The organism is Bradyrhizobium xenonodulans (assembly GCF_027594865.1).
In the GTDB taxonomy this organism is placed as follows: domain Bacteria; phylum Pseudomonadota; class Alphaproteobacteria; order Rhizobiales; family Xanthobacteraceae; genus Bradyrhizobium; species Bradyrhizobium xenonodulans.
This window is the reverse complement of record NZ_CP089391.1, coordinates 8,244,601-8,266,520: the sequence shown is the minus strand read 5'-3', so window position 1 is coordinate 8,266,520 and position 21,920 is coordinate 8,244,601. Positions and strand designations below refer to the sequence as shown.

The 21,920-nt window shown below is 63.5% G+C and carries 24 protein-coding genes; 19 read left to right on the top strand and 5 right to left on the bottom strand.

Translation table 11 applies throughout. From position 1 onward, the window contains the following. Positions 1-177 precede the first annotated feature (177 nt). Complete coding sequence (locus tag I3J27_RS38995; RefSeq protein WP_270164114.1) at positions 178-1,272, top strand: HD-GYP domain-containing protein; 1,095 nt, start codon at positions 178-180, stop codon at positions 1,270-1,272. Positions 1,273-1,388: 116 nt separating this feature from the next. Here the strand turns inward: I3J27_RS38995 and I3J27_RS38990 are convergent, their stop codons facing one another. Continuing rightward, complete coding sequence (locus I3J27_RS38990; RefSeq protein WP_270164113.1) at positions 1,389-2,969, bottom strand: AMP-binding protein; 1,581 nt, start codon at positions 2,967-2,969, stop codon at positions 1,389-1,391. A 226-nt stretch (positions 2,970-3,195) separates the two neighbouring features. Further along, entirely contained in the window at positions 3,196-3,615 is a 420-nt protein-coding gene (locus I3J27_RS38985) for a VOC family protein (RefSeq protein ID WP_270164112.1), read from the bottom strand. A 124-nt stretch (positions 3,616-3,739) separates the two neighbouring features. On the opposite strand from I3J27_RS38985, the gene I3J27_RS38980 reads away from it, so the two are divergent. The 4 genes from I3J27_RS38980 to I3J27_RS38965 all read left to right on the top strand — a co-directional run bounded on the left by I3J27_RS38980 (position 3,740) and on the right by I3J27_RS38965 (position 6,502). After that, on the top strand, positions 3,740-4,714 hold the full coding sequence (locus tag I3J27_RS38980; RefSeq protein ID WP_270164111.1) for a Bug family tripartite tricarboxylate transporter substrate binding protein: 975 nt from the start codon (positions 3,740-3,742) through the stop codon (positions 4,712-4,714). 237 nt (positions 4,715-4,951) lie between these two features. Then, a complete protein-coding gene (locus tag I3J27_RS38975) occupies positions 4,952-5,404 on the top strand; it encodes an ArsR/SmtB family transcription factor (RefSeq protein ID WP_270164110.1) in 453 nt (150 codons plus the stop codon). Further along, entirely contained in the window at positions 5,404-5,748 is a 345-nt protein-coding gene (locus I3J27_RS38970) for an SRPBCC family protein (RefSeq protein WP_270172994.1), read from the top strand. The genes I3J27_RS38975 and I3J27_RS38970 overlap by 1 nt, the downstream gene beginning before the upstream one ends. Positions 5,749-5,764: 16 nt before the next feature. Next, on the top strand, positions 5,765-6,502 hold the full coding sequence (locus I3J27_RS38965) for a DUF899 domain-containing protein (RefSeq protein WP_270164109.1): 738 nt from the start codon (positions 5,765-5,767) through the stop codon (positions 6,500-6,502). Between the two features lie 171 nt (positions 6,503-6,673). On the opposite strand, the gene I3J27_RS38960 is transcribed toward I3J27_RS38965, so the two are convergent. Continuing rightward, entirely contained in the window at positions 6,674-7,921 is a 1,248-nt protein-coding gene (locus tag I3J27_RS38960) for a S1C family serine protease (RefSeq protein ID WP_270164108.1), read from the bottom strand. 202 nt (positions 7,922-8,123) lie between these two features. On the opposite strand from I3J27_RS38960, the gene I3J27_RS38955 reads away from it, so the two are divergent. The 6 genes from I3J27_RS38955 (at position 8,124) to I3J27_RS38930 (ending at position 12,802) form a co-directional block, all read left to right on the top strand. After that, positions 8,124-8,741, top strand: a complete 618-nt coding sequence (locus I3J27_RS38955) for a hypothetical protein (RefSeq protein ID WP_270164107.1) — start codon at positions 8,124-8,126, stop codon at positions 8,739-8,741. Beyond that, the gene (locus I3J27_RS38950) at positions 8,728-9,102 is read left to right on the top strand and encodes a winged helix-turn-helix domain-containing protein (protein WP_018644262.1); all 375 of its coding nucleotides are present in this window, start codon (positions 8,728-8,730) and stop codon (positions 9,100-9,102) included. Before I3J27_RS38955 ends, I3J27_RS38950 begins: the two co-directional genes overlap by 14 nt. A gap of 57 nt (positions 9,103-9,159) precedes the next feature. Continuing rightward, positions 9,160-9,888, top strand: a complete 729-nt coding sequence (locus I3J27_RS38945) for a di-trans,poly-cis-decaprenylcistransferase (protein ID WP_370691931.1) — start codon at positions 9,160-9,162, stop codon at positions 9,886-9,888. Positions 9,889-10,021: 133 nt separating this feature from the next. Then, entirely contained in the window at positions 10,022-11,548 is a 1,527-nt protein-coding gene (gene bchE / locus I3J27_RS38940; protein WP_270164105.1) for a magnesium-protoporphyrin IX monomethyl ester anaerobic oxidative cyclase, read from the top strand. A gap of 139 nt (positions 11,549-11,687) precedes the next feature. Continuing rightward, positions 11,688-12,215, top strand: a complete 528-nt coding sequence (locus I3J27_RS38935; protein ID WP_270164104.1) for a GNAT family N-acetyltransferase — start codon at positions 11,688-11,690, stop codon at positions 12,213-12,215. 101 nt (positions 12,216-12,316) lie between these two features. Beyond that, on the top strand, positions 12,317-12,802 hold the full coding sequence (locus tag I3J27_RS38930) for a Crp/Fnr family transcriptional regulator (RefSeq protein ID WP_270164103.1): 486 nt from the start codon (positions 12,317-12,319) through the stop codon (positions 12,800-12,802). On the opposite strand, the gene I3J27_RS38925 is transcribed toward I3J27_RS38930, so the two are convergent. Continuing rightward, complete coding sequence (locus I3J27_RS38925) at positions 12,741-13,568, bottom strand: metallophosphoesterase family protein (protein WP_270164101.1); 828 nt, start codon at positions 13,566-13,568, stop codon at positions 12,741-12,743. The genes I3J27_RS38930 and I3J27_RS38925 overlap by 62 nt on opposite strands. 156 nt (positions 13,569-13,724) lie before the next feature. Here I3J27_RS38925 and I3J27_RS38920 point away from each other — a divergent pair, with 156 nt between their 5' ends. Both I3J27_RS38920 and I3J27_RS38915 read left to right on the top strand, forming a co-directional pair. Beyond that, a complete protein-coding gene (locus I3J27_RS38920; RefSeq protein ID WP_270164100.1) occupies positions 13,725-14,411 on the top strand; it encodes a DNA-3-methyladenine glycosylase I in 687 nt (228 codons plus the stop codon). A 220-nt stretch (positions 14,412-14,631) separates the two neighbouring features. Next, positions 14,632-14,925: a hypothetical protein gene (locus tag I3J27_RS38915; protein WP_270164099.1), complete on the top strand. Its 294-nt coding sequence runs from the start codon at positions 14,632-14,634 to the stop codon at positions 14,923-14,925. A gap of 62 nt (positions 14,926-14,987) precedes the next feature. Here the strand turns inward: I3J27_RS38915 and dinB are convergent, their stop codons facing one another. Then, on the bottom strand, positions 14,988-16,088 hold the full coding sequence (dinB, locus tag I3J27_RS38910) for a DNA polymerase IV (protein ID WP_270164098.1): 1,101 nt from the start codon (positions 16,086-16,088) through the stop codon (positions 14,988-14,990). 186 nt (positions 16,089-16,274) lie between these two features. Between dinB and I3J27_RS38905 the strand changes: the two genes are divergently transcribed. The 6 genes from I3J27_RS38905 (at position 16,275) to I3J27_RS38880 (ending at position 21,711) form a co-directional block, all read left to right on the top strand. Then, the gene (locus tag I3J27_RS38905) at positions 16,275-16,484 is read left to right on the top strand and encodes a hypothetical protein (protein WP_270164097.1); all 210 of its coding nucleotides are present in this window, start codon (positions 16,275-16,277) and stop codon (positions 16,482-16,484) included. 231 nt (positions 16,485-16,715) lie between these two features. Then, entirely contained in the window at positions 16,716-17,984 is a 1,269-nt protein-coding gene (locus tag I3J27_RS38900; protein ID WP_270164096.1) for a tyrosine-type recombinase/integrase, read from the top strand. 88 nt (positions 17,985-18,072) lie between these two features. After that, on the top strand, positions 18,073-18,870 hold the full coding sequence (locus tag I3J27_RS38895) for a hypothetical protein (protein ID WP_270164095.1): 798 nt from the start codon (positions 18,073-18,075) through the stop codon (positions 18,868-18,870). 655 nt (positions 18,871-19,525) lie between these two features. Next, a complete protein-coding gene (locus I3J27_RS38890) occupies positions 19,526-19,798 on the top strand; it encodes a winged helix domain-containing protein (protein ID WP_270164092.1) in 273 nt (90 codons plus the stop codon). Next, positions 19,799-21,415, top strand: a complete 1,617-nt coding sequence (locus I3J27_RS38885; protein WP_270164091.1) for an AAA family ATPase — start codon at positions 19,799-19,801, stop codon at positions 21,413-21,415. Further along, entirely contained in the window at positions 21,412-21,711 is a 300-nt protein-coding gene (locus tag I3J27_RS38880) for a TSCPD domain-containing protein (protein ID WP_270164090.1), read from the top strand. Before I3J27_RS38885 ends, I3J27_RS38880 begins: the two co-directional genes overlap by 4 nt. The last annotated feature ends 209 nt before the right edge of the window (positions 21,712-21,920 follow it).

The window sequence follows — 21,920 nt, the reverse complement described above, 5'->3', positions numbered from 1 at the left end:
CTCTTTCTACTGTGCATGGGGTTGTTTTCGCCCTTTTGCAGTTCCCTTCAATGGAACCCAAACCCGTAAAATTGCGCGCTTTCCCGCAGGGTTCCATTGAGCACGCCTCTTAAGGGCCAGAGAACCTGATCCGGCTTAGGCTGACGCCAAATACACTCCCGTGCTCTTGGGGAAGCCATGAACGCGCTAGCCAAATCCGCCGCCAAACGCCGGCTCTTGCTCGCCTCCGACCGGAGCGATGAGAGCGGCGAGCTTGCCAGCATCCTGAAGGCCGTCGGCGACGTCTCGACGGTGACGACGCAGGACATTCCCGAGAAGCCCTCGCGCGATCTGTCCGGCCTCGTGGTCGACATCAATCTGCGCTCGCCCGAGAGCGTGCAGCGGGTGCGCAACAAGCTGCGCGGCGATGCCTATCGCTCGATGCCGCGGCTGTTCGTGCTCGCCGATGCCCTGCATCACGGCACCATGCAGGCCTGGGCGCTGGGCGCCACCGACACGATCTCGCGCCCGCTCCAGCCCGAGGACATCCTCCAGCGCATCCGCGCCGCCTTCCCCGACACCGCCACCTATGACGCGACCGATCGCGGCAAGACGCTCAACCGCGGCGTCGAGGCGGCGCACGCGGTGCTCGCCAAGATGTTCGGGAAGCTGCCGCTCGGCGTGCCCCTGACCTTCGACGACGTTATCGCCGCCGAGAACAAGATCCTGAAGGCGATCAAGCACTCCTCGCTGCGCGAATGGCTCACCACCGTCGGCTGCCACCATGTCGGCAGCTATCGGCACTGCCTGTTCGTCACCGGTTTCGCCGTCGCCTTCGCGCAGCATCTCGGCATGCGCGAGGACGACCAGCGCCGCCTCACCCGCGCCGCGCTGCTGCACGATGTCGGCAAGGCCTTCGTTCCCTCCGTGCTGCTCGACAAGCCCGGCAAGCTCACCGACGAGGAGATGGCCGAGGTCCGCCAGCATCCGCGCCGCGGTTACGACGCGCTCGCCGCGCAGGGCGGCTTCCCGCCGGAGATGCTCGACGTCGTCCTGCATCACCACGAATTCCTCGATGGCTCCGGCTATCCCAACGGCCTGTCGTCGAACCAGATCAGCGACATCGTGCGCCTGACAACGATCGTCGACATCTACGCCGCGCTGGTCGAGAAGCGTGCCTACCGCATGCCGTTCACCCACTCGCGTGCGTTCACAATGATGGAAGGCATGGGCGGCAAGCTCGACCAGCAACTGTTGCAGGCATTCCGCCCGGTGGCGCTGGGGTCGTTCTAGGCGAGATGCCGTAGGGTGGGCAAAGCGAAGCGTGCCCACCACTTCCAAGAACGTGGGCACGGCGCTGACGCGCCTTTGCCCACCCTACGGCAGCGTGCCGTCTGGCGGCGCCGTCCTCACCCCAGCATCTTCCGCAGCTCCGCCTTCGCGACCTTCTCCAGTGTCGAGCGCGGCATGCCGTCGACGAGCCTGATCTCGCGCGGCAGCTTGAAGTCGGCGAGGCCCTTGCGGCAGGCGGCCATCACGCGCTCATGCAGATCCGGCGGCGCGCCGGCGACGCCGCCATGCGGGATGATGAACACGACCGGCACCTCGTCCAGCATCGGATGCTTCTTCGCCACCACCGCGGCTTCGCGCACGCCTGGTACGAGCGCGATTACCTGCTCGATCTCGGAGGCCGCGACGTTCTCGCCGCCGACCTTCAGCATGTCCTTGGCGCGGTCGCCGAACTTGATGAAGCCGTTCTCCAGCCGTTCGACGCGGTCGCCGGTGAGGAAGAAGCCGTGCGCGTCGAAACTGTCGCGCGTCGCCGTCTCGTCGTGCAGATATTCGGCGAACAGCGACAGGCCGGGGATGCCCTTGATCGCGAGATTGCCGGTGCCGCCGACCTCGGTCGGCCGTCCGTCATCGTCGGTGACGCGGATCTGATACTCGCTCGCGGCGCGGCCGATCGACATCGGAATGTTGGGCTGGTCGACCTCGCCGACGATGCCGTGGGTGATGGTCTCGGTCATGCCCCACCAGCCGATGATCTTGACGCCGAAGGCAGCGAAGGCCGGCGGCTCGTTGATGGCGGTGCCCCACAGGCGGAATTTGTGGTCCTTCGGAATGTCCTGCTCGAGCAGCGCCTTCATGCAGAACGGAATGGTCGAGGTCCAGGTCGAGCCATGCTCGCGCGCGACCTGCCAGAACCGGCTGGCGGAGAAGCGCGGCTGGATCACGCAAGTCGCCCCGACCCACAACGTCGCCAGCATCGAATAGGCCAGCGCATTGGTGTGGAACAGTGGCAGATTGGCCTGGTGCACGTCGCCGGCGTGAAGGTCTTCATGCGCGGCGTTGATCTTGGCGCCCCACAGCGCGTTGGCGTGGGTCCACAGCACCGCCTTCGGCCGCGATGTCGTGCCCGAGGTGTATTGCACACTGCACGGCGCCAGCGGATCGGGCGCGCGCGTCGGACGATCGGCGCTGTCGGCGAACAGCGCTTCAAAACTGTCGCCGCGCGAGGCGCCCTGCGCAGGCGCTGCGCCGGCATCGTGCGAGGTCACCGCCATCCAGCGAACGTTGCGGCAGTTCTGCGCGACAATCTCCGCATAGGCCGGCTGCGTGATCGCGGCGACCGCGCCGCAATGGTCGGCAAAATATTCGATCTCGGCCGGTGCAGAGCGGGTGTTGGTGGTGACCGCGATGGCCCCACACTCGACACAGGCAAACCAGGCCAGCATTGCCTCGATGCAATTGTCGAGATGAATGAGAACATATTCGCCGGGCTTGATGCCGCGCTTCGCCAGGCCCGCCGCAAGCGCGCCGACGCGCTCGTGAAACTCGCCATAGCTCCAGCGCCGCGCCGGCGCATCGAACGGCGCCCAGATCAGGAAGGGATGATCACGCCGGACCTCGGCGCGCATCCTCAGGAGCCAGGGCACGTCGAGCCCTGCGAATGGGCCTACTACTCCGGCAGCGGATTGTTGAATGGACATGGATCCTCCCGTGCAGCCTGCATCTTGATGGCGGCTGTCTTCGGATTATTGCGTCTTCCTGCCACTGGATGACGCGGGGAGCAAATCGGGGGAGTATGCGGCCGTTCGCGCTCTCTCCCCGTCATTGCGAGGAGCCCTTGCGACGAAGCAATCCAGACTACCTCCGAGGAGCGATTCTGGATTGCTTCGCTTCGCTTGCAATGACGGTGGGGCAGGCGGCTTGGCCTTACCGACCGCCGTCCTCGTACGACGAAATCTCGATCAGGCTGCCATCCGGATCCCGGCAATAGACCGAGCGCAGCGTGCCGCGGGCGCCTTGCCTGGGAGAGGGGCCTTCCTCGATCGCGACGCCATGTGCCTTCAAATGCGCCACCACCTCGTCGGGCGTGGCGGCGGTGAGGAAGCACAGGTCCTCGCTGCCGGCGGTCTGGTGGTCGGCGGTGAACCATTCCACCTTGTCGGCATCGCGCGGCCGGACGTTGATCTTCTGGTTACCGAATTGCAGAGAAGTCCGCGGCGCTTTGCCGCCGCCGGGGTCGAACACCTTGACTTCCATGCCGAGAATCCTGCGGTACCACTCCGTGGTCGCCGCGACGTCGGTGACGTTGATCACGAGATGATCGAGGGCTTCGACCTTGACCGGCATGCCTTATCCTTTCGTCGTGATGCGCCCCACGCACTTTCCGCGCTCCGCAAGCTTTGTTACAACCACGCCGACGCCACTTTCAAGCTATCTGGCCTTCAAGAACAACACTGGGAGAACCCTTGAGATGATCACTCGCCGTACCGCCCTGGGCCTGCTCGCCGCCAGTCCGCTCGCAGCCACCCCGCTGTCGAAGGCCCTTGCCGCCGATTATCCGGCCCGGCCCGTGAAATGGGTGGTCGGCTATCCGCCGGGCGGCGCCACCGACATCCTGGCGCGGCTGATCGGCCAGCGCCTGTCGGAAAAGTTCGGCCAGCAATTCGTGATCGAGAACAAGCCGGGCGCCGGCAACAATATCGGCACCGAATCGGTCGTCAACGCCGAGCCGGACGGCTACACGCTGCAGCTGGTCAATCCGGCCAACTACATCAACGCCTCGCTCTATACCAACCTCAAGTTCAACTTTGTGCGCGACATCGCGCCGGTCGCCTCGTTCCAGCGCGTGCCGAACGTGATGACCGTCAACAAGGACGTGCCGGCCAAGAACGTCGCCGAGTTCATCGAATATGTGAAGGCCAATCCCGGCAAGGTCAACATGGCCTCGTCCGGCAACGGCACCTCGGTGCATCTGTCCGGCGAGATGTTCATGGCGATGACCGGCTGCAAGATGCAGCACGTGCCCTATCGCGGCGCCGCGCCCGCGATCACCGACATGCTCGGCGGCCAGGTGCAGGTGATCTTCGACAACATGCCCTCGATCATCCAGCACATCCGCTCCGGCTCGCTCCGCGCCATCGGCGTCACCACCACCGAGCGTTCGCCGCAACTGCCCGACGTGCAGCCGATCGCCGACACCGTGAAGGGCTACGAGGCCAGCGCGCTGTTCGGCATGGGCGCGCCGAAGAATACTCCGAAGGAGATCATCGCCAAGCTCAACAGCGAGATCAACACGCTGATGAAGGAGCCCGACATGACCAAGCGCCTGGTCGAGCTCGGCGGCGAGCCGCGGGTGCAGACGCCCGAGGCGTTCGGCGAGGAGATCAAGGCCGAGACCGATAAGTGGAAGAAAGTCGTCGACTTCGCCGGCCTGAAGGTCGAGTAGCGATCTTGTGATGACCGTGATGAAAGCCCTGCCGTTCGGCAGGGCTTTTTTCTTTCGTGCCTTGTTTCGTTGATCGGAATTACCGCAACCGCGGGTGCATCGCCGCGCGCGGCCGTTGCGTCATACTTGCCGCGTCTCACGTTCGATATGACCGCTGCCGGATCACGCGCTCCGTGCAGGGCGGTGTGAGCAGGCTCCCTGCTTGACACCTCGCCATTCGCGTCTATACTAAACCACATGGTTAAGTATGAGAGCGGAACGCTGGACCGGACATTTGCGGCGCTGTCCGATCCGACACGGCGGGCATTGCTGGCGCGCCTGGGCGAGCAGGAGAGCCTGTCCGTGAGCGAGCTGGCCGCGCCGTTTCCGGTTTCGCTGCCGGCGATCATGAAGCATCTCGAGGTGCTCACGGATGCAGGCCTGATCGTACGGGAGAAGACCGGGCGCACGGTCTCCTGCCGGCTCACCGCGCAGCCGATGGAGCAGGCGATGAGCTGGCTCAATCGCTACGCGCAATTCTGGTCCGACAAGTTCGACCGACTTGCCGCCTTCGTGGAGGAAGAGACATGGCCAACGCAGCCGTCAACACCGATCCCCGCACGGCCGAACCACCAAGCCTCACGCTCACGCGCCGGCTCCGCGCGCGGCCGGAAAAAGTCTACGCCGCCTGGACGCAAGCCGCGCAGCTAGTGCAATGGTTCGGGCCGCCGAACATGACGCCGGCGACACTGAGCGCCGAGCTCGACGTCCGCGCCGGCGGCAGCTTTCGCATCAGCTTCACCCGCGACGACGGCGAATATTTCGAGGCCGGCGGCATCTATCGCGAGGTCGTGCCGAACGAACGGCTGGTCTTCACCTGGGCCTGGCACTCGACGCCGGAGCGCGAATCGCTGGTGACGATCACGCTGAAGCCGGACAACGCCGGCACGCTGATGGTCTTCCGCCATGCCCAGTTCTTCGACGAGGCCGCACGCGACAACCACCAGCGCGGCTGGACGTCGTTCTTCGACAAGCTCGACGCCTTTGTCGTCTGACATCAGGGAGGACATCATGCCGCAACATCAGATCGTCTCGCGCGAGCAATGGATCGCCGCCCGCAAAACCCATCTGGTGCATGAGAAGGAGTTCTCGCAGGCCCGCGAGCGCCTCGCCGAGGAGCGCCGCGCATTGCCCTGGGTGAAGGTCGACAAGAGCTACGTGTTCGAGGGACCGAGCGGCAAGGTGACGTTCGGCGATCTCTTCAGGGGGCGTTCGCAGCTCGTCGTCCAGCACGTGATGTTCGCGCCCGACTGGGAGGCCGCCTGCAAGAGCTGCTCGTTCTGGGCCGACGGTCTTGATCGCATGGTGCCGCACCTCGCTGCGCGCGACACCACGACAGTGGCGGTGTCGCTCGCGCCGGCAGCCAAGCTGGAAGCCTTCAAGACGCGGATGGGCTGGACCTTCGATTGGGTCTCCTCGGGCGGCAGCGATTTCAACTACGACTACGAGGTGTCGTTCACGCGCGAGCAGATCGACAAGGGCGTGCCAAGGTACAATTTCGGTACCACGCCGTTCTATGGCCCCGAGCTGCCGGGCATCAGCGTGTTCTTCCGCGACGAGGCCGGCGACATCTTCCACACCTATTCGTGCTTTGCCCGCGGCCTCGACATGATGAACGCCGCCTATCAGTATCTCGACCTCACCCCGCTCGGCCGTCACGAGATCGGCCTGCCCTATCCGATGGATTGGGTCCGCCTGCGCGACGAGTACGAGCCGCGGACGGCGGAGCGGGCGTGCTGCCACGGCTGAGGCTGGCCGTCACGTCGAGGCCGTACGGACGGTGTCATTGCCCGGCTTGACCGGGCAATCCAATACTCCGAGACGGCAGTGCTGGAATCGAGGAGCCGCGGCGTACTGGATTCCCGCCTTCGTGGGGAATGACAGCCGGTGGTTGGTGAAGCAGCGTGCGTCAGTCGCAAGCTACCGCTTCGCGTCCGCCTGTTCTGTACCGGTACACGAGATCAGCATCGTGTAGGCGCGGGCGTTGGCCGCGATGTCGGTGGTCTTCAATTCGCCCTTGGGCTCTGCGGTCTGGTAGGGCACGACGGAATTGTCGAGGAAGTCGCGGAGCGCGCCGGTCTTGATGGCGAAGTTGATGTTCTCGGTCAGCTGCCCGGTCTCTTTGATCATCCTGAGCGCGTTGAGCTTGGCAACGACGACGCCTGCGACCTGGCCGGACAAATCGAACAAGGGGCCTCCACTGTTGCCCGGTTGAACGGCCGCACTGATCTGCAAACGTCCCGTGTGATTGCGGAAGCCGCTGAGCGAGCTGACGATGCCCGTAGTCACGGTCAGGTCGGAGGTGAGATAGCCGTGTAGCGGGAAGCCGATGGCCACCACGGAATCTCCCGAGTGCATCGAGCGGTCCCGGATCTTCGCAAAATCCTTGAATGCTGCTGTTGCCGGCGCTTGCAGCAGCGCGAGATCATTTGTCGCATCGCTGGAGACAACCCGCAGCACCATCGCGGCCTCGCCGGCGAGGTTGCCCTTGATATCTCCGGTGCAACCATCGATCACGTGACTGTTGGTGACGACGTGTCCGTTGGGGCTGGCCACAAAACCGGTGCCGGTGAAGGTCCCGGTTCGTCCCGGCTTGGCAGGAGGCGCACCCTGCTTGTCCCCGGCCACTGCGGGCTTCGCCGCCACCTTGGTGAAGTCGCCGGCCTTGTCGAGCCCGTCGGCTTTCACCTTGGTCACGCAATTGGCCAATGCGGCGATCACTGGCCCGGTCGAGGTCAGATTGAAATTCAGAACGGAGCGGACGGCTGTCGCCACCATCAGGCTCGCCTTCTGAAAGGTTCGTACGACATTGACCGGCATGATGGCCGTGAGCATGTCGGGCTGGTAGGCCGTGGCGTACAGCCTGGCTTGCTCTTGTCCGTCAAAGGTCACGTCGATCGCTGCGTTTTCGCCCTTGTTGAAGCGATAGCTGTGACTCGCAAAGGCGAGCGACCATGTGCCGGCGGCATTTTGGCTCACGACGAGGATGACGCCGTTCGCATAAGGCGTCGTCGCCGCGCAATGCGAGAAGGCGCCCGTCTCGTCATTGCTGAAGGCGCCGCCGATCCAGTTGCCGACATTGACGCTGCCGAACGGACCCTTCGCATGCGCCGCCCCGGCAACGCCCAGCTGCAGTAGAGACGCAACGACGAATGACTTTAGCCACATACTCTTTCCCCCACGCTTTTGCGCCGCATCTTATCTTTGGGTGCAAGGGGGGCGCAACCGGCAGTTGTCCATCCGGGACCGGTCTCCCCGCCAACGACTTTCGGCCTTGCCTTTACTTTGCAGCCCTATATACTTTGCAATACAAAGTAACCCAACGGACGATCCTGGAAACATTGGGCGGAGCGAGGTTTTGGCGTTGCCGATGCGCGATCTCGACAAGGCACTGGCCGATATCGTGGCGATCCGCAGCCAGATCGCCGCCGGCACGGCGTTCCGCGGCTATGGCCCGGCGACGATGGCTGCGACGGGCGCCGTCGCGCTTCTCACCGCGATCCTGCAATTCTGGCTGCTCGGCGATCCCACCGGCGAGCCGCTCGGTTTCTTCTTCGGCTGGCTCATCGCTGCCACGCTTTCGGGCCTGATCATCGGCATCGAGATGCGCGCGCGTTCGCGCCGCCATCATTCGGGCCTTGCGGACGCCATGATCCACCAGGCGGTCGAGCAGTTCCTGCCGGCCGGCGTCGCCGGCGTGCTGCTTGCGGTGGTGATGTGGAAGTTCGCGAGCGAGGCGCTGTGGCTGCTGCCCGGCCTGTGGCAGATCCTGGTCTCGCTCGGCATCTTCGCATCCGTCCGCTCGCTGCCGCGGACCGTCGCACTGGCCGGCGCCTGGTATTTCATGTCCGGCTTTGCCGTGGTGGTGCTCGCGAGCCAAACCCACACGCTGTCGCCATGGACCATGGGGCTGCCCTTCGTGATCGGGCAGTCGGTGATGGCGGGCATTCTGTATTTCGCGTCCGGAGACAATGATGTCGAAGACTGACAGCGCGCCCTTCTCTTATGAAGGACTAGACCGCGTGATCCACGAGAAGGCGAGGCTCGGGCTTCTGACCTCACTGATGGCGCATCCCAAGGGTCTGGCGTTCGCCGATCTCAAGCAGCTCTGCGGCCTCACCGACGGCAATCTCAGCCGGCATCTCGCCGTACTTCAGGAGGCCGGCCTCGTCGAGGTGACCAAGGGCTATGAGGGCAACCGCCCGCACACGACCTGCCGCCTGACCAAGGCCGGCCGCCGCCGCTTCCTCGACTATCTCGCCGTGCTCGAACGCCTCGTGCGCGACGCCGCCAAGGCCGCCGGCCGCGAGGCGCCGCCGCTCGGCCGTCTCGGCATCATCTCGACCTGATCCTCCCCCCTTTTGACCGGAGACTTTGCAATGCAAAGTGACGAGACCTCTCGTAATATGACCTCTCGCAACGAGAAGCTTCACGTCGGCATCATCATGGATGGCAACGGCAGATGGGCGACGCGGCGCGGCCTGTCGCGCCTGCGCGGCCACGAGGCCGGCGTCGAGACCATCCGCCGCATCGTCGAGGCTGCGCCGAAGCAGGGCATCGGTACGCTGACGCTTTACGCCTTCTCGACCGACAATTGGCGCAGACCGAAAGCCGAAGTCGCCGCGCTGATGACGCTGCTGCGCTTCTATCTCGCCAACGAAGTCCAGGCCCTCGTGAAGAACGGCGTGCGTCTCTCCGTGATCGGCCGCCGCGACCGGCTGCCGGACGGTATCGCCAATGCGATCGCGCGGGCCGAAGACGCAACCGCTCACGGCAGCACACTGCACCTGCGCATCGCGGTCGACTATTCCGCGCGCGACGCCATCCTCAACGCCGCGGCAAAGGCGGCGGCGCTGACGAGCCTGACCCGCGAGGCGTTCTCGCAGCTTGTCACCGGCGAGGCCGGATTGCGCGACGTCGATCTCATCATCCGCACCTCGGGCGAGAAGCGGCTGTCGGACTTCCTGCTCTGGGAAGGCGCGTATGCCGAGTTGCACTTCACCGAGCGGATGTGGCCCGAATTCGACGCGGGCGATCTTGCCACGGCCCTGGCCTCCTTCCATGGCCGCGAGCGCCGCTTCGGCGGTCTCCAGGCGATCATGCCGGAGGAGGTGCCTTCACTTTCCCGGGCGTAATGCCGAAAGCGGAGCTGAGCAAGAGTCTCCGCCGCAAAATCACATGCGATGTTTTCAGGTTCAGTCGGGGATTGGGCTTCATTAAACGAAGTGGGACGGACGATCACGCCAACCAAAGCGGGAGCGAAAGTCCATGCGTGTTCTTCTCGTCAACGTGCCTCACCCCTCGATCGGCAGCCGGATTCCGGACGATCATCTGCCGCCGCTCGGCCTGCTCGCGATCGGCGGTCCGCTGATCGACGACGGTCACACCGTGCGGCTGATCGATGCCGAGTTCGGCCCCATGCCGGTCGCGGACATCATCAGCGAAGCGAACCGCTTCGCCCCGGATGCCGTGCTGTTCGGCCATTCCGGCTCGACCTCCGGACATCCGGTCATCACGGAAATTGCCCAGACCCTGGTCAGGGCCATGCCACGCGTGCTGATCGTCTATGGCGGCGTTTTCCCGACCTATCACTGGCGCGACATCCTGCGCGATGAGCCCTATGTCAGCGCCATCGTACGCGGCGAAGGCGAGGAGACGGCGCGACGCCTGATGCGCGCGCTGGAATATGGCCACGACCTCGGCGGCATTGCCGGCATCGCGTTCCGCGATGTCACCGGCCCCCGCGCCTCGCCGCCGGCACCTGTGATCGCGGACCTCGATGCCTATCGCATCGGCTGGGATTTGATCGACCATGCGCGCTACAGCTATTGGGGCGGCCTGCGCGCCGTGGTCGTGCAGTTCTCGCGCGGCTGCCCGCATCTGTGCAATTACTGCGGCCAGCGCGGCTTCTGGACGCGCTGGCGCCATCGCGATCCCGTGCGCTTCGCCAAAGAGCTGGCGCGCCTCAACCGCGAGCACGGCGTCAAGGTCATCAACTTCGCTGACGAAAATCCGACCGTGTCCAGGAAAGCGTGGCGCGCCTTCCTCGACGCGCTGATCGCCGAGAATGTCGACCTCATCCTGGTCGGCTCGACTCGCGCCGACGACATCGTGCGCGATGCCGACATTCTGCATCTCTACAAGAAGGCCGGCTGGCAGCGCTTCCTGCTCGGGCTGGAGAACACCGACGAAAAGACCCTGGAGCTGATCCGCAAGGGTGCGACCACCGCGACCGACCGCGAGGCCATTCGCCTGCTGCGGCAGCACGGCATCCTGTCGATGGCGACCTGGGTGGTCGGGTTCGAGGAGGAGACCGATCGCGATCACTGGCGCGGATTGAAGCAGCTCCTCGCCTATGATCCCGATCAGGTCCAGCTCCTCTATGTCACGCCGCATCGCTGGACGCCGTACTTCCGGCTCGCCGCCGACCGCCGCGTGATCCAGCCCGACCGCCGGCGCTGGGACTACAAGCACCAGGTGCTCGCCACGCGCCACATGGCGCCGTGGCGCGTGCTGGTCTGGTTCAAGTTCACGGAGATGGCGCTGCAATGTCGCCCCAAGGCGATCTGGCGGACGCTGTTCCAGCGCGACGCAGGCCTGCGTCACGCCATGCGCTGGTACACCCAGATGGGCCGCAGGGTGTGGCCGCACGAGATCCTGGAATTTCTGCGCGCACGGCGACTCAAATGGGGACCCACTGTGCGGGAATTCTGGGGCGCGCCGCAGGACGGCGAGGAGCAGTCGATGACCGCGACAAGGCCGGAGCGGCGCGTCGGAACGCGAGAGGCCGCATGACCGCAGGCTCCTGTGTGACGCACGGCACAGGGCAATGATTTGTTCGTTTTCGGCCGCGAGATTGGCAGCGCTGTCCAAGCGGCAAGGGCGCCGCCTCGGCTAGGTCTGCAGTCGACGCAACCTGCCGAAAGTCTCGCGCATGTCACAGCCATCTCTGGATGCCGTTGTCGAGCCGGATGAGACGAAAGGCACACTCCGCATCAGGACCGCCAGCGTGTCCGATGTGGAGAGCCTGTCGATCTATTTCACGAGCCTCTCCACGACAACGCGCAACAAGCGTTTCATGGGCGCGCGGGCGGACCTCGCCGTGGTCGCGGCCGAGTGCGTTGCCAAAGCCGGCCATCCCGATCGTTTCACCTTGCTCGCCGAGCTCAGGCAGGAGGGCCAGAGCACGATCATCGGCGAGACGCTCTACGCCTATGACGCGGCCAGCCGCCACGGTGATTTCGCCATCTCCGTCGCCGATGTCTTTCAGCGCAAAGGGGTCGGCCTGAAGATGATGTCTGCGATGGAGCGGCACGCGAGCGATCTCGGTCACGAGATGATCGCAGCCGAGACCGCGCGGGCAAATGCCGAAATGCGCGGCCTTGCGAAGAAGGCGGGATTCGAGGACACCGGCCTCGGCGACTGGCAGTCGGTCCACCTCGCAAAGCGGCTGTCGCGCTAGCCGGGCTTGCCGCAAATTTGAGCAAGCGTAGTGCAATTGAAAATCGCTGCGCTCGTCTGCGGATCGTGCTCTAGTGTATCCCGTGACGGGAGACTTTGGCGATGCGTGCAGTTCTGGACTATTGCACCGGCGGAACGGAGCGGCAGCTTGCGGCCGGCGCGGTCGTCGTCACCGAGGGCGGCACCACCGGCCATCTCTATGTGCTGATGCAGGGCAAGCTCGAGGTGCTCAAGGGCGAGATGGTGGTTGCCACCGTCACCGAGCCCGGCGCGGTGCTCGGCGAGATGTCCGTGCTGCTGGGTCAGCCGCATACCGCAACCGTGCGGGCCTGCTCCGATGCGGTCGTCTACGAGTTCGAGGATGCCGCCTCGTTCCTCGCGCAGGAGCCGGGCGTGGCGCTTTTGATCGCAAAAATGCTGGCGCAGCGGCTCAACGTCGCCAACACCTATCTGGCCGATCTCAAGCGGCAATATGCCGGCCACGGCACGCATCTGGCCATGGTCGGCGAGGTGCTCCAGAGCATGATCAACCTGCCGCCGCTTGAGGTCTCGCCAGGCTCGGATCGGCAATCCGATCCAAGAATGTGAGCCAGTCCGGCGGCGCCTCGATCGGAGCTGCGGGCCGCTTCAGCGGCGCGGCAAGATCGATCCATTGCGCTTCGCCGGCCGCAAGCCAGAACGCCTGGTCCGCGTCGAGGTCCAGCACGATGTAGGTCGGGGGACGGCCGGGTTGCAGGCCGGTGTTGAACACCCAGCTCTGGCCCAGCCGGTCGAACCACGAGCCGTCGGTGATGAAGGGCGACTGGTGCACATGGCCCGAGATCACCATCGACGGCTGGTACTGCATGATCCATTGCACCAGGTCGACGTCGCCGAAGAAGCGCTTGCCGCCCCAGCTGGTCGGTGAATTCGCCGGCGGCGCATGATGCGCCCAGATCCATCGCCTCGGTCGACCGGCCGCCGCGTCGCGCAGTTGCTCGACGATGCGCTGCTTGACCAGCGGCCCGTCCCACCACGGGCACACCGTGAACAGCGTGTCGCCGATGGCGAGGCTGTCGCCATCGCAGGCAATGCCCATCTCGCGCACCTCGGAGATCCAGCGCGAGATCTTCTCGCCGTCCGCATTACGCTCGTCGAGGTCGTGATTGCCGGAGCAGAGGATCACGCGGGTCTGGGCGGCGAGCAGCGTGAGGTATTTTTTCACCACCACGATCTGCGCGCGAAAATCCACCATCGAGCCGATGTCGAGCGCATCGCCGGCGAAGATCACGAGGTCGAATTGCGGAGCGGCGCTGACCAGCCAGTCGAGCTGCGGCAGCGAGTAATGCAGGTCGGCCACGACCAGGCAGCGCATTGAAAATCCGTACGAGCTTGAAAATGTCAGGGAATTACAAAAGTCATAAAGCAAGAAGCAGACCAGCATGGCCGCTCCTTCCCGTCAATCCCAGCGGGGCTGGACCCGATCATCGAATTCTGATGTCGTGGCTCTCCTTCAACCGCTCGTGTCCGCATGACCTCCTTCAAGACCATTCGTGCCCGCGCCGAGAAGCGCAAGGGCGGGCCCAAGGCGCTCGAAAAGCTGATGCCCGAGAAGCCCGACCTGAAGGGCCTCGCAAAACGCGGCGACGACCGCATCCTCGCCGAGATGAGCAAGCGGGTGTTTTGCGCGGGCTTTGCATGGAGCGTGATCGATTCGAAATGGGACGGCTTTGAAGAGGCGTTCCTGCATTTCCAGCCGGCCAAGCTCACCTTCCAGCCCGAGGACTATTGGGAAGGCCTCTTGCGCGACGCGCGCATCGTGCGCAACGCCGCCAAGATCATGTCGGTGCGCGACAATGCCGCCTTCATGCAGGAGATCGCGAAGGAGCACGGCAGCTTCGGCAAATTTCTGGCGAAGTGGCCATCCTCAGATGAGGTCGGCCTGCTCGATCTCCTGACCAGGCGCGGCTCCAGGCTCGGCGGCAATACCGGCCAGATGCTGCTGCGCTTCGTCGGCTGGGACGGTTTCGTCACATCCAAGGACGTGGTCGCCTGCCTGCGCGAAGCGGGTCTCGACATCGCCGAAGAGGTCAAATCCAAGCGCGATCTCGCCAAGGTGCAGGCGCAGTTCAACGCCTGGGCCGAGGAGACCGGTCTGCCTTACATCTATCTGTCACGGATCTGCGCGCTGTCGATCGGTGAGGTCAGGGGCAAGTAGCAAGTTCTGCTCCGCGCGCATCGTGCCGAATCGTGTGCATCCTGTGGCGATCTCGTGCCGCGAACGCGGCAGGTGTAACACGCGATCACGAAATACATTTCTCGGGGAACATTTGTGCGCAGCACCCGTTCGGGAATTTGAGCCAGGCGAACATCGACGCAGGGAACGCCCGCTGTGGCTCACCTCAATGAAACCCGACGTGACAGAAACGGAGCAGCTCATGAAGCTCACATCCGAACAGGTGAAGCAGACCGTCAACCAACTCGGCGCTCAGGTGCTGCCCGACGAGCATCCCGCGATGCCCCAGCTCAACAGCATGTTCGGCGAGCACACCTTCTTCGTCGACGAGATGGGACTGAAGGTCCTCGAGCCAACGCCGTCGCTCGGCGCCGAGCGCGAGACCGGCGAAGTCGTCAGCCTCGCCGACTGGAGCGATGCCGACCTGACGCGCCTGATGGCGCACGAGCCCGAGCCGACCGGCGTGATCGTGGTGTTCGAGCACGTGAGGCATTGATTGGTCTGAGCGGATCGATTTGCATCGGTGGCGGGCCTGAAAATCCCGCCACCCAGTCCGGCTCAAATGCCGAACGTCAGCTGCGGCTCTGCATCGTCCCCGGCCTGGAGGGCGGACAGCGAGACCCCGAGCAGCCTGACGCGCTTGGGCAACGGCATCTCGGCTTCGACCAGGCCACAGGCCAGCCGCTCCAGATCGTCCCGGCCCGCAACCACCGAAGCGGCGGATCTGCTGCGCGTGATGATCTCGAAGTCGGCAAATTTGATCTTCAAGGTGACGGTGCGGCCTCGATTTCCGGTGGTCTCGCAATGGCGCCAGACCTTGTCGACGAGCGGCTTGAGTTCGGCGACCAGCGCGCCATATTCGCTGAGATCGGTCGAGAACGTGGTCTCCGCGCCGATGGACTTGCGGATGCGGTCGGCCCGGACCGGCCGTTCGTCGACGCCGCGTGAGATCCAGTAATAATACGCGCCCGACTTGCCGAAATTCGCGTTCATGAACTCCAGCGTCTGGTTGCGAATGTCGCGGCCGGTGAACAGGCCGAGCGCGTTCATCTTCGCACTCGTCGCCGGGCCTATGCCGTGGAACTTGCCGACGGGCAGCGTCTCGACGAAAGCGGGACCCATCTCAGGCGAGATCACGAACTGGCCGTTAGGCTTGCGATGATCGGAAGCGAGCTTGGCCAGAAATTTGTTGTAGGAGATGCCCGCCGACGCGTTGAGGCCCGTCTCGGTCTTGATCTTCTCGCGGATACGTAAGGCGACGTCCCGCGCCAGCGGAATGCCTTGCAGGTTCTCGGTGACGTCGAGATAGGCCTCGTCGAGCGACAACGGCTCGATGATGGGCGTGTGCTCGGCGAAGATGTCGCGGATCTGCCTGGAGATCGCCTTGTAGACCTCGAAGCGCGGCTTGACGAAGATTAGGTCGGGACATTGCCGCTTCGCCGTCACCGACGGCATGGCGGAGCGAACCCCGAACTTGCGGGCCTCGTAGCTGGCGGCCGCGACGACGCCGCGCTCCGCGGAGCCTCCGACGGCGACCGCCTTGCCGCGCAGCTCCGGATTATCGCGCTGCTCCACGGACGCATAGAACGCATCCATGTCGATATGGAGGATCTTGCGGACGGGCGAGACCTCGCCAGTCACCGTGCCGGATTCGCTCATGGAAGGATGATACAATTGTGCGCAGAGAAGCGCGAGGTGATGGATGCTATCCCCCGGCGTGCTCAATGCGGCGACCTGACGGTTGAATTGAGACGTTCAGTCTCGATCGAATTCAAAAATCAATCCCGGGCTTGTGAGTGGCAAGCCCGGACATGCGTCCCCATATCGGCGCGGGGAGGACAGCCCATGCAATACAGCTCCGAGCTCATTCAGACGATGCGTCAGGCACTGGAGACCGTGATGGCGAGCGTGCCGGCGGATCAGTCCGTGTTCGGTCTGAAAGCCGCCGTCGCCGAATGCATTCTGAAAGCTGCCGCCCACGGCCAGACGTCCTATGACGGACTGGTGGCGTCCGCGTCCGACCAGATTCAGGCGATCATCTCGATGCTGACGTAGGCGCCGGTAGGAAAACGACGACAAGACTGGCGCACCCGACACGATTCGAACGTGTGACCTTTGCCTTCGGAGGGCAAAGGTGGGGAAATTACCCCTGCTTACCTCAAATCCCTTGGAATTGATGGCCCCCGGATATAGGCTGAAATCAGCCTGATTTGGGGGCTACGGTCGTTGCTCCGAATTTCCATCGATTTCCGGCGCCTGCTTACCCAGTGCTTACCTGAGGGAAAATTGCCGAAACTCACCAAACGCACAGTCGATGCAGCCGAAACCACGGGAGCCGACGTCTTTGTATGGGACGACGAGCTGCCGGGCTTCGGCCTGCGGGTGAAGAAAAGCGGCGCCAAGTCCTTCATCGTCCAGTATCGGAACGCGAATGGGCGGAGCCGTCGGCTCACCTTGGGCCGGTACGGCGTGCTGACACCTGAAGAGGCCCGCAAGGACGCCAAGCTGGCCCTGGCAGACGTCGTGAGGGGCTCAGATCCCGTCGAGAGCAAGAAACTCGCCCGCGGCGCTATGACCCTCGAGGAACTCTGCCGGGAATACCTCGACAAGGCCGAGCGCGGTCTGATCCTGACGCGACGAGGGGAAACAAAGAGCCAGACGACTCTGTACAGCGACAAGGGGCGAATCGAGCGGCACATCATCAAGCTCGTGGGCAAGAAGACCGTGAAGGGCTTCACCTCGACTGATGCCAAGGGGCTTCAGCGCGACATTATCGCCGGCAAGTCCGCAACCGACGTGAAGACCAAGAAGCGGGGCCGCGCGATTGTGACGGGCGGGAAGGGGACAGCTGCCCGCACGATGGGCCTTCTCGGCGGGATATTCAGCTACGCTGTCGATGAAGGCTACCGGCCGGACAATCCTATAAGTGGCATCAGGCGGCCAAAGGACCAAACGCTCGAGTGGCGCCTGGATGATGCGGGCTATCGTCGCTTAGGCAAAAGCCTCGCTACCGCAGAGGCGAGCGGCGAGCATTGGCAGCCCATCCTGGCGAGCAGAGCAGCCGCGATGACGGGCTGCCGTCTGGATGAGGTCGAAGGCCTGCTCAAGACTGAAGTCGACCCTGTGGGAATGGCGCTGCGGCTCGGCGACAGCAAGACCGGCAAAAGCATCAGGCCCGTGGGGCCAGCCGTTATCTCCGTCCTAAAGTCGGCAATGGCTAAGTCGAAATCCAAGTACGTCTTCCCCGCTGTCACGACCGACACGAAGCACCACACCGGCCTAACCCGCTGGCTGAAGAAGGTTTCTGCTAAAGATGTGCCGGGGATTACCTGCCACGGGCTGCGACACTCGTTCAGCTCGACGGCCGAGGATATCGGATATTCGATCCCGACCATCAAGGCGCTGATCGGGCATTCCAGAGCCAGTGTCACTGAAGGATACATTCACAAGATCGATTCGGCGCTCCTCGCAGCTGCCGATCGGATCGCCAGGCACATCGATGATGCCATGACCGGAAAGAAGCAAAGCAAGGTCGTCCAGCTTCGGAAGGCCTAATCAATCGGCGCGGCTAGGGTAGCTCCCGAAAAGCTGGTCCGCACCAGCCTGCCGCGTCGGCCATATGCGGAGCACAAGCGGAAGTGCAATGGCGGACTTTGTCCCAAAGGGATTCTACGCGCTCGAAAGAGCGGTGTTGCTTATAGCGCGAGAGCTAAACGAAAGTCTCTGGGATCACGCCAAAATGACCCTCTCAGAGATCAATGCATATGAGCGATTGGGGGAGACCGCGCACTACAAGGATCTCAGACGCACCTTGGAGGGCATCGAGCTAAGTCTTCGGGATCGCAAAACTGGCGAGCTACCCGACGATTCGATCGAAGAGCGCTTCAAGGCCTATCAGGAAAGCCAAAAGCTACTTCGAACAGCACTTAATGCAGGCGAACTGCAATCTGTGCTGCAGTTCGTCCGGACCGGAGAGCGATTCGACCAGCCCGCAGAGGCTTGGGCCCAAGAAAATGCCATGAGCTGGTTTGATGATGGTCTGACCTATGTCGAGACAGGCGGAACTCATCTGGTTCTCATTCCGCCGTTTGTCCCCGGTGCTCCGCTCGATGTGAACTTTCAAGAAATCGAGAATGGTGTCTGGGCTTCGATCGAAGACTCCTTTTCGGACTGGTACTATTCGGCGTCTGGTCCGATGGCCGACGTTGAAGTTAGGGAGCGGGACAAGGGCGGTCGTCCGCTTGAATATGATTGGGATGCAGTCAAGGAATATGCGCTCGGCTTGGTGAAGCAGCACGGCCGACCAGGTCGTACGAATAAGCGCCTGCCGAGCAAGAGTCAGCTCGCTGAAGCCGTTATGAACGAGTGGGCTAGGAAGGGCGTCGAATTGGCCGAGCCAACTGTTCGTCGCTACATTACGACTTGGTTGAAGGACCTCTGATCATAACCCCTGATCGGAGGTTATGATCAGTTTTGGACGGGTTCTGAGCGGCTTTCGGGCTCGCGACTATGCGAGAGGTTTCACGTCGACGAAGAGGATTCCCCTCTGTTGATGAGAGACCCGATGAAAGAAAACGCTGAGATCAACCCCGAACGCCTGCTGCGGCGTGCTCAAGCAGCGAAATATGTTGTCGAGACCTACAACGTCCCGTGCTCACCCAAGACGCTGGCAAAGCTTGCTTGCGTGAGTTCGGAAGGCCCGCCCTTTCGGTTGGCGGGACGCTTTCCCCTCTACCCCGTCTCCGGCCTCGACGCTTGGGCACAGAGGAAGATCGGACCCCTGGTCAGATCAACCTCCGAAGTCCGGCGCGTCGCCTAACCCCTGTTCCCCAAAACGAAAACCCGGCTGCACGATCCACATCTTGGCGGATCAGATCGTGCGCACCGGGCTCTCTAGGAGTCTTGAACTTGAAAACCTGTAGCAAACGACATCACAAAGCACAATCAGTTTCCGACCTGCCCTTGTTCAACTGGCGCATGGTGGTGGTGCATCCCAGCACGAGGGCCGGCAACTATGTTGCGCGTCGGTACCGCGTCCACCCGGCAGTTGCCGACCTGGTCGCAAACCTCGCCGGAATCGGGACGGGGGTGGAGCAATGAGCAACATCACCATCCGCAAGGCAGACGGATCGTGCCGGACCTTCACCGGCCGCCAAGCTTGGATGCTGCGAAAGTTGATCGACGCCGGATCAGCTGGGATCACCCTGCTGGAGACCTCCGGGGCGCGATGCTCGCACTACATCTACATGCTCAGGAAATCCGGCTTGAATATCTCGACCACCAGCGAGCCGCATGCGGGTCCGTTCCCCGGCATGCACGGTCGTTACCGGCTCGAAACCCCCGTCACCGTTGTTGCAGAGGCTGCGTAAATGAACTTTCATCACTCACGCGCGCCCCTGACCGCAGACGAGTTGAAGCGCCGTGCCGAAGCTTTGTCAGCGAACTCCCAGGCCTCGGACCACCATCAGAGCCATTCCGGAGACGAAGCAGTCGACACGGATCATAGCGATGAGCGGCAATACGGTCCCACGGCCGCAAAAATACTGCGCGAGGTGAAGCGCAGCGTGGCATTGGCGTCTCAGGACGCCAAGCTCGCCGTTTTCACGGAAGCCGCAGCGACACTGGCGGATGCCGTGGCGAGCCAGTGGGTGCCCAAGAACGTGATGGTCGATCGCCTGTCTGAAATCGCCGTCGCTCACGGACACTTCGGTCGTGATCAACGAGAGATCGAAGAACTGATCGGCCAATATGCGGAGCGGGCTTCGACCTCGACGCAAAAGCCGGAGCAAGCACCGTCTGGTTCGAAGCCGGCAAAGCGGCGGCTGATCGTGCATCGCGCCAGCGACCTCGAGCCGGAGAAGTTGGTCTGGGTTTGGCCCGGCCGCATCCCGGAGGGCAAGCTCGTCCTGCTGGGTGGTCCCCCGGGCCTCGGTAAGAGCCAGCTGACCGCGTTCATGTCGGCTACCGTCTCGAACGGTGGCCACTGGCCGTGTGGTGAGGGCTCGACGCTCCCGGGCGACGTCATCTTCATGTCTGCGGAAGACGGCGTACAGGACACCATCATCCCGCGCCTCATGGCGGCGGGGGCCGATCGCGAGCGCGTTCACATCGTCTCGGCGGCGACGAAGCCGGACGGAACGGGCCGGAAGACGTTCAGCCTGAAGACAGACGTCGATCTGCTGGAAGATATGGCGAGGAAAATCGGCACGGTCAGGCTGATCATCGTCGATCCGATCTCAGCGTACATGGGTGGCAGCGACGGCAACGGTAACGTGGAGACCCGCGAGGTCCTGGAGCCGCTGGCTGACATGGCCAACCGCCTCCGGATCGCCGTCGTCGCGGTGACGCACCTCAACAAGGGGGGCGGCGGTGGCAACCAAAGCGCCCTGAACCGGTTCGCCGGCTCGATCGCTTTCGTGGCGGCAGCTCGCGCGGCCTTTGCGGTCATCGAAGATCCGGAAGACGACGAGCGGCGGTTCTTGCTCCAGGCCAAGAATAACCTCGGCAAGAAGTGCAAGGGGCTCGCCTTTCGGCTCGAACAACGCCTGGTCGGGGATGACGTGATGTCATCGAATGTCATGTTCGAGGGCGACCACGTCAGCGAGTCGATCGATGAAGCGCTGTCTGCATCGGAGAACCGCGGGGCCAAGAAGGGGCAGTCGGGCGGCGGCAAGGACGATGTCATGCAGTTTCTGAGGGACATCCTCTCGGCCGGCCCGGTGGACGTTCTGGAGGTCGAGCGTCAGGCGCGGGCGGCGGCGTTGCTTGAGGACGACAAGCGGCTGAGCAAGAGCAAGGCCTTCCGCGATGCCCGGATCGAGTTGGGCATCAAGTCCACCAGGGACGGTTTCGGGCCCGGTTCCCGGTACGTGTTGGAGGTGCCGGACGCATCATGGGCGCCCAAAAACCCCATGGGCGCCCCGTCCCAAACAAGGGCGCCCATGGATGATTTGGGCGCCCATGGAGAGGCCGGAGGTCCGCGATGACGGGCCTCCGAACTCGCCTGAACGACCGGAGAGCGCATTGGCTCTTCCGGTTCGAATGCGATGGCCAGTCCTACACGGGCGGCATCGGTCGGTTTGAGGATGGTCGAATTGCGGAAGTGTTCATCAACGGGACGAAGGTCGGCACGGCTGCCGAAACCAACGCCCAGGACGCGGCAATCGTCGCGTCCTTGGCCCTCCAGCATGGCTGCCCTGTCGAGACAATCCAGCATGCCTTGGCAAGAGAGGGCGGTTCGGCGGGCCCACTGGCAACGCTGCTGAGAACGGTGGAAAGATGAAACCTCCGGAGCATTCTCACTTCAAGATCCTGATGCCGTATGACCCTCGGGAAGGGATCAGCCTCGCTGCGGCAGCCAGGAGGGCCGGAAAGTCGGAAACGACGATCCGGAATTGGTGCCCTCAGCATGGTCTCGGACGTCGTGTTGGCGGCGGCGTTTGGGTTGTCAGCCAGGTCGCCCTAGCGATGTTCCTGGATAGCGATATGGCA

Coding starts and splice junctions, on each gene's coding strand:
- I3J27_RS38975 (WP_270164110.1), top strand. CDS start 4,952: ATGGTTAAGTATGAGAGCGGAACGCTGGACCGGACATTTGCGGCGCTG.
- I3J27_RS38935 (WP_270164104.1), top strand. CDS start 11,688: ATGTCACAGCCATCTCTGGATGCCGTTGTCGAGCCGGATGAGACGAAA.
- I3J27_RS38955 (WP_270164107.1), top strand. CDS start 8,124: ATGCGCGATCTCGACAAGGCACTGGCCGATATCGTGGCGATCCGCAGC.
- I3J27_RS38995 (WP_270164114.1), top strand. CDS start 178: ATGAACGCGCTAGCCAAATCCGCCGCCAAACGCCGGCTCTTGCTCGCC.
- I3J27_RS38990 (WP_270164113.1), bottom strand. CDS start 2,969: ATGTCCATTCAACAATCCGCTGCCGGAGTAGTAGGCCCATTCGCAGGG.
- I3J27_RS38890 (WP_270164092.1), top strand. CDS start 19,526: ATGAGCAACATCACCATCCGCAAGGCAGACGGATCGTGCCGGACCTTC.
- I3J27_RS38915 (WP_270164099.1), top strand. CDS start 14,632: ATGAAGCTCACATCCGAACAGGTGAAGCAGACCGTCAACCAACTCGGC.
- I3J27_RS38980 (WP_270164111.1), top strand. CDS start 3,740: ATGATCACTCGCCGTACCGCCCTGGGCCTGCTCGCCGCCAGTCCGCTC.
- I3J27_RS38960 (WP_270164108.1), bottom strand. CDS start 7,921: ATGTGGCTAAAGTCATTCGTCGTTGCGTCTCTACTGCAGCTGGGCGTT.
- I3J27_RS38965 (WP_270164109.1), top strand. CDS start 5,765: ATGCCGCAACATCAGATCGTCTCGCGCGAGCAATGGATCGCCGCCCGC.
- I3J27_RS38880 (WP_270164090.1), top strand. CDS start 21,412: ATGACGGGCCTCCGAACTCGCCTGAACGACCGGAGAGCGCATTGGCTC.
- I3J27_RS38950 (WP_018644262.1), top strand. CDS start 8,728: ATGTCGAAGACTGACAGCGCGCCCTTCTCTTATGAAGGACTAGACCGC.
- I3J27_RS38905 (WP_270164097.1), top strand. CDS start 16,275: ATGCAATACAGCTCCGAGCTCATTCAGACGATGCGTCAGGCACTGGAG.
- I3J27_RS38895 (WP_270164095.1), top strand. CDS start 18,073: ATGGCGGACTTTGTCCCAAAGGGATTCTACGCGCTCGAAAGAGCGGTG.
- I3J27_RS38985 (WP_270164112.1), bottom strand. CDS start 3,615: ATGCCGGTCAAGGTCGAAGCCCTCGATCATCTCGTGATCAACGTCACC.
- I3J27_RS38925 (WP_270164101.1), bottom strand. CDS start 13,568: ATGCGCTGCCTGGTCGTGGCCGACCTGCATTACTCGCTGCCGCAGCTC.
- I3J27_RS38930 (WP_270164103.1), top strand. CDS start 12,317: ATGCGTGCAGTTCTGGACTATTGCACCGGCGGAACGGAGCGGCAGCTT.
- I3J27_RS38945 (WP_370691931.1), top strand. CDS start 9,160: ATGACCTCTCGCAACGAGAAGCTTCACGTCGGCATCATCATGGATGGC.
- dinB (WP_270164098.1), bottom strand. CDS start 16,088: ATGAGCGAATCCGGCACGGTGACTGGCGAGGTCTCGCCCGTCCGCAAG.
- bchE (WP_270164105.1), top strand. CDS start 10,022: ATGCGTGTTCTTCTCGTCAACGTGCCTCACCCCTCGATCGGCAGCCGG.
- I3J27_RS38920 (WP_270164100.1), top strand. CDS start 13,725: ATGACCTCCTTCAAGACCATTCGTGCCCGCGCCGAGAAGCGCAAGGGC.
- I3J27_RS38885 (WP_270164091.1), top strand. CDS start 19,799: ATGAACTTTCATCACTCACGCGCGCCCCTGACCGCAGACGAGTTGAAG.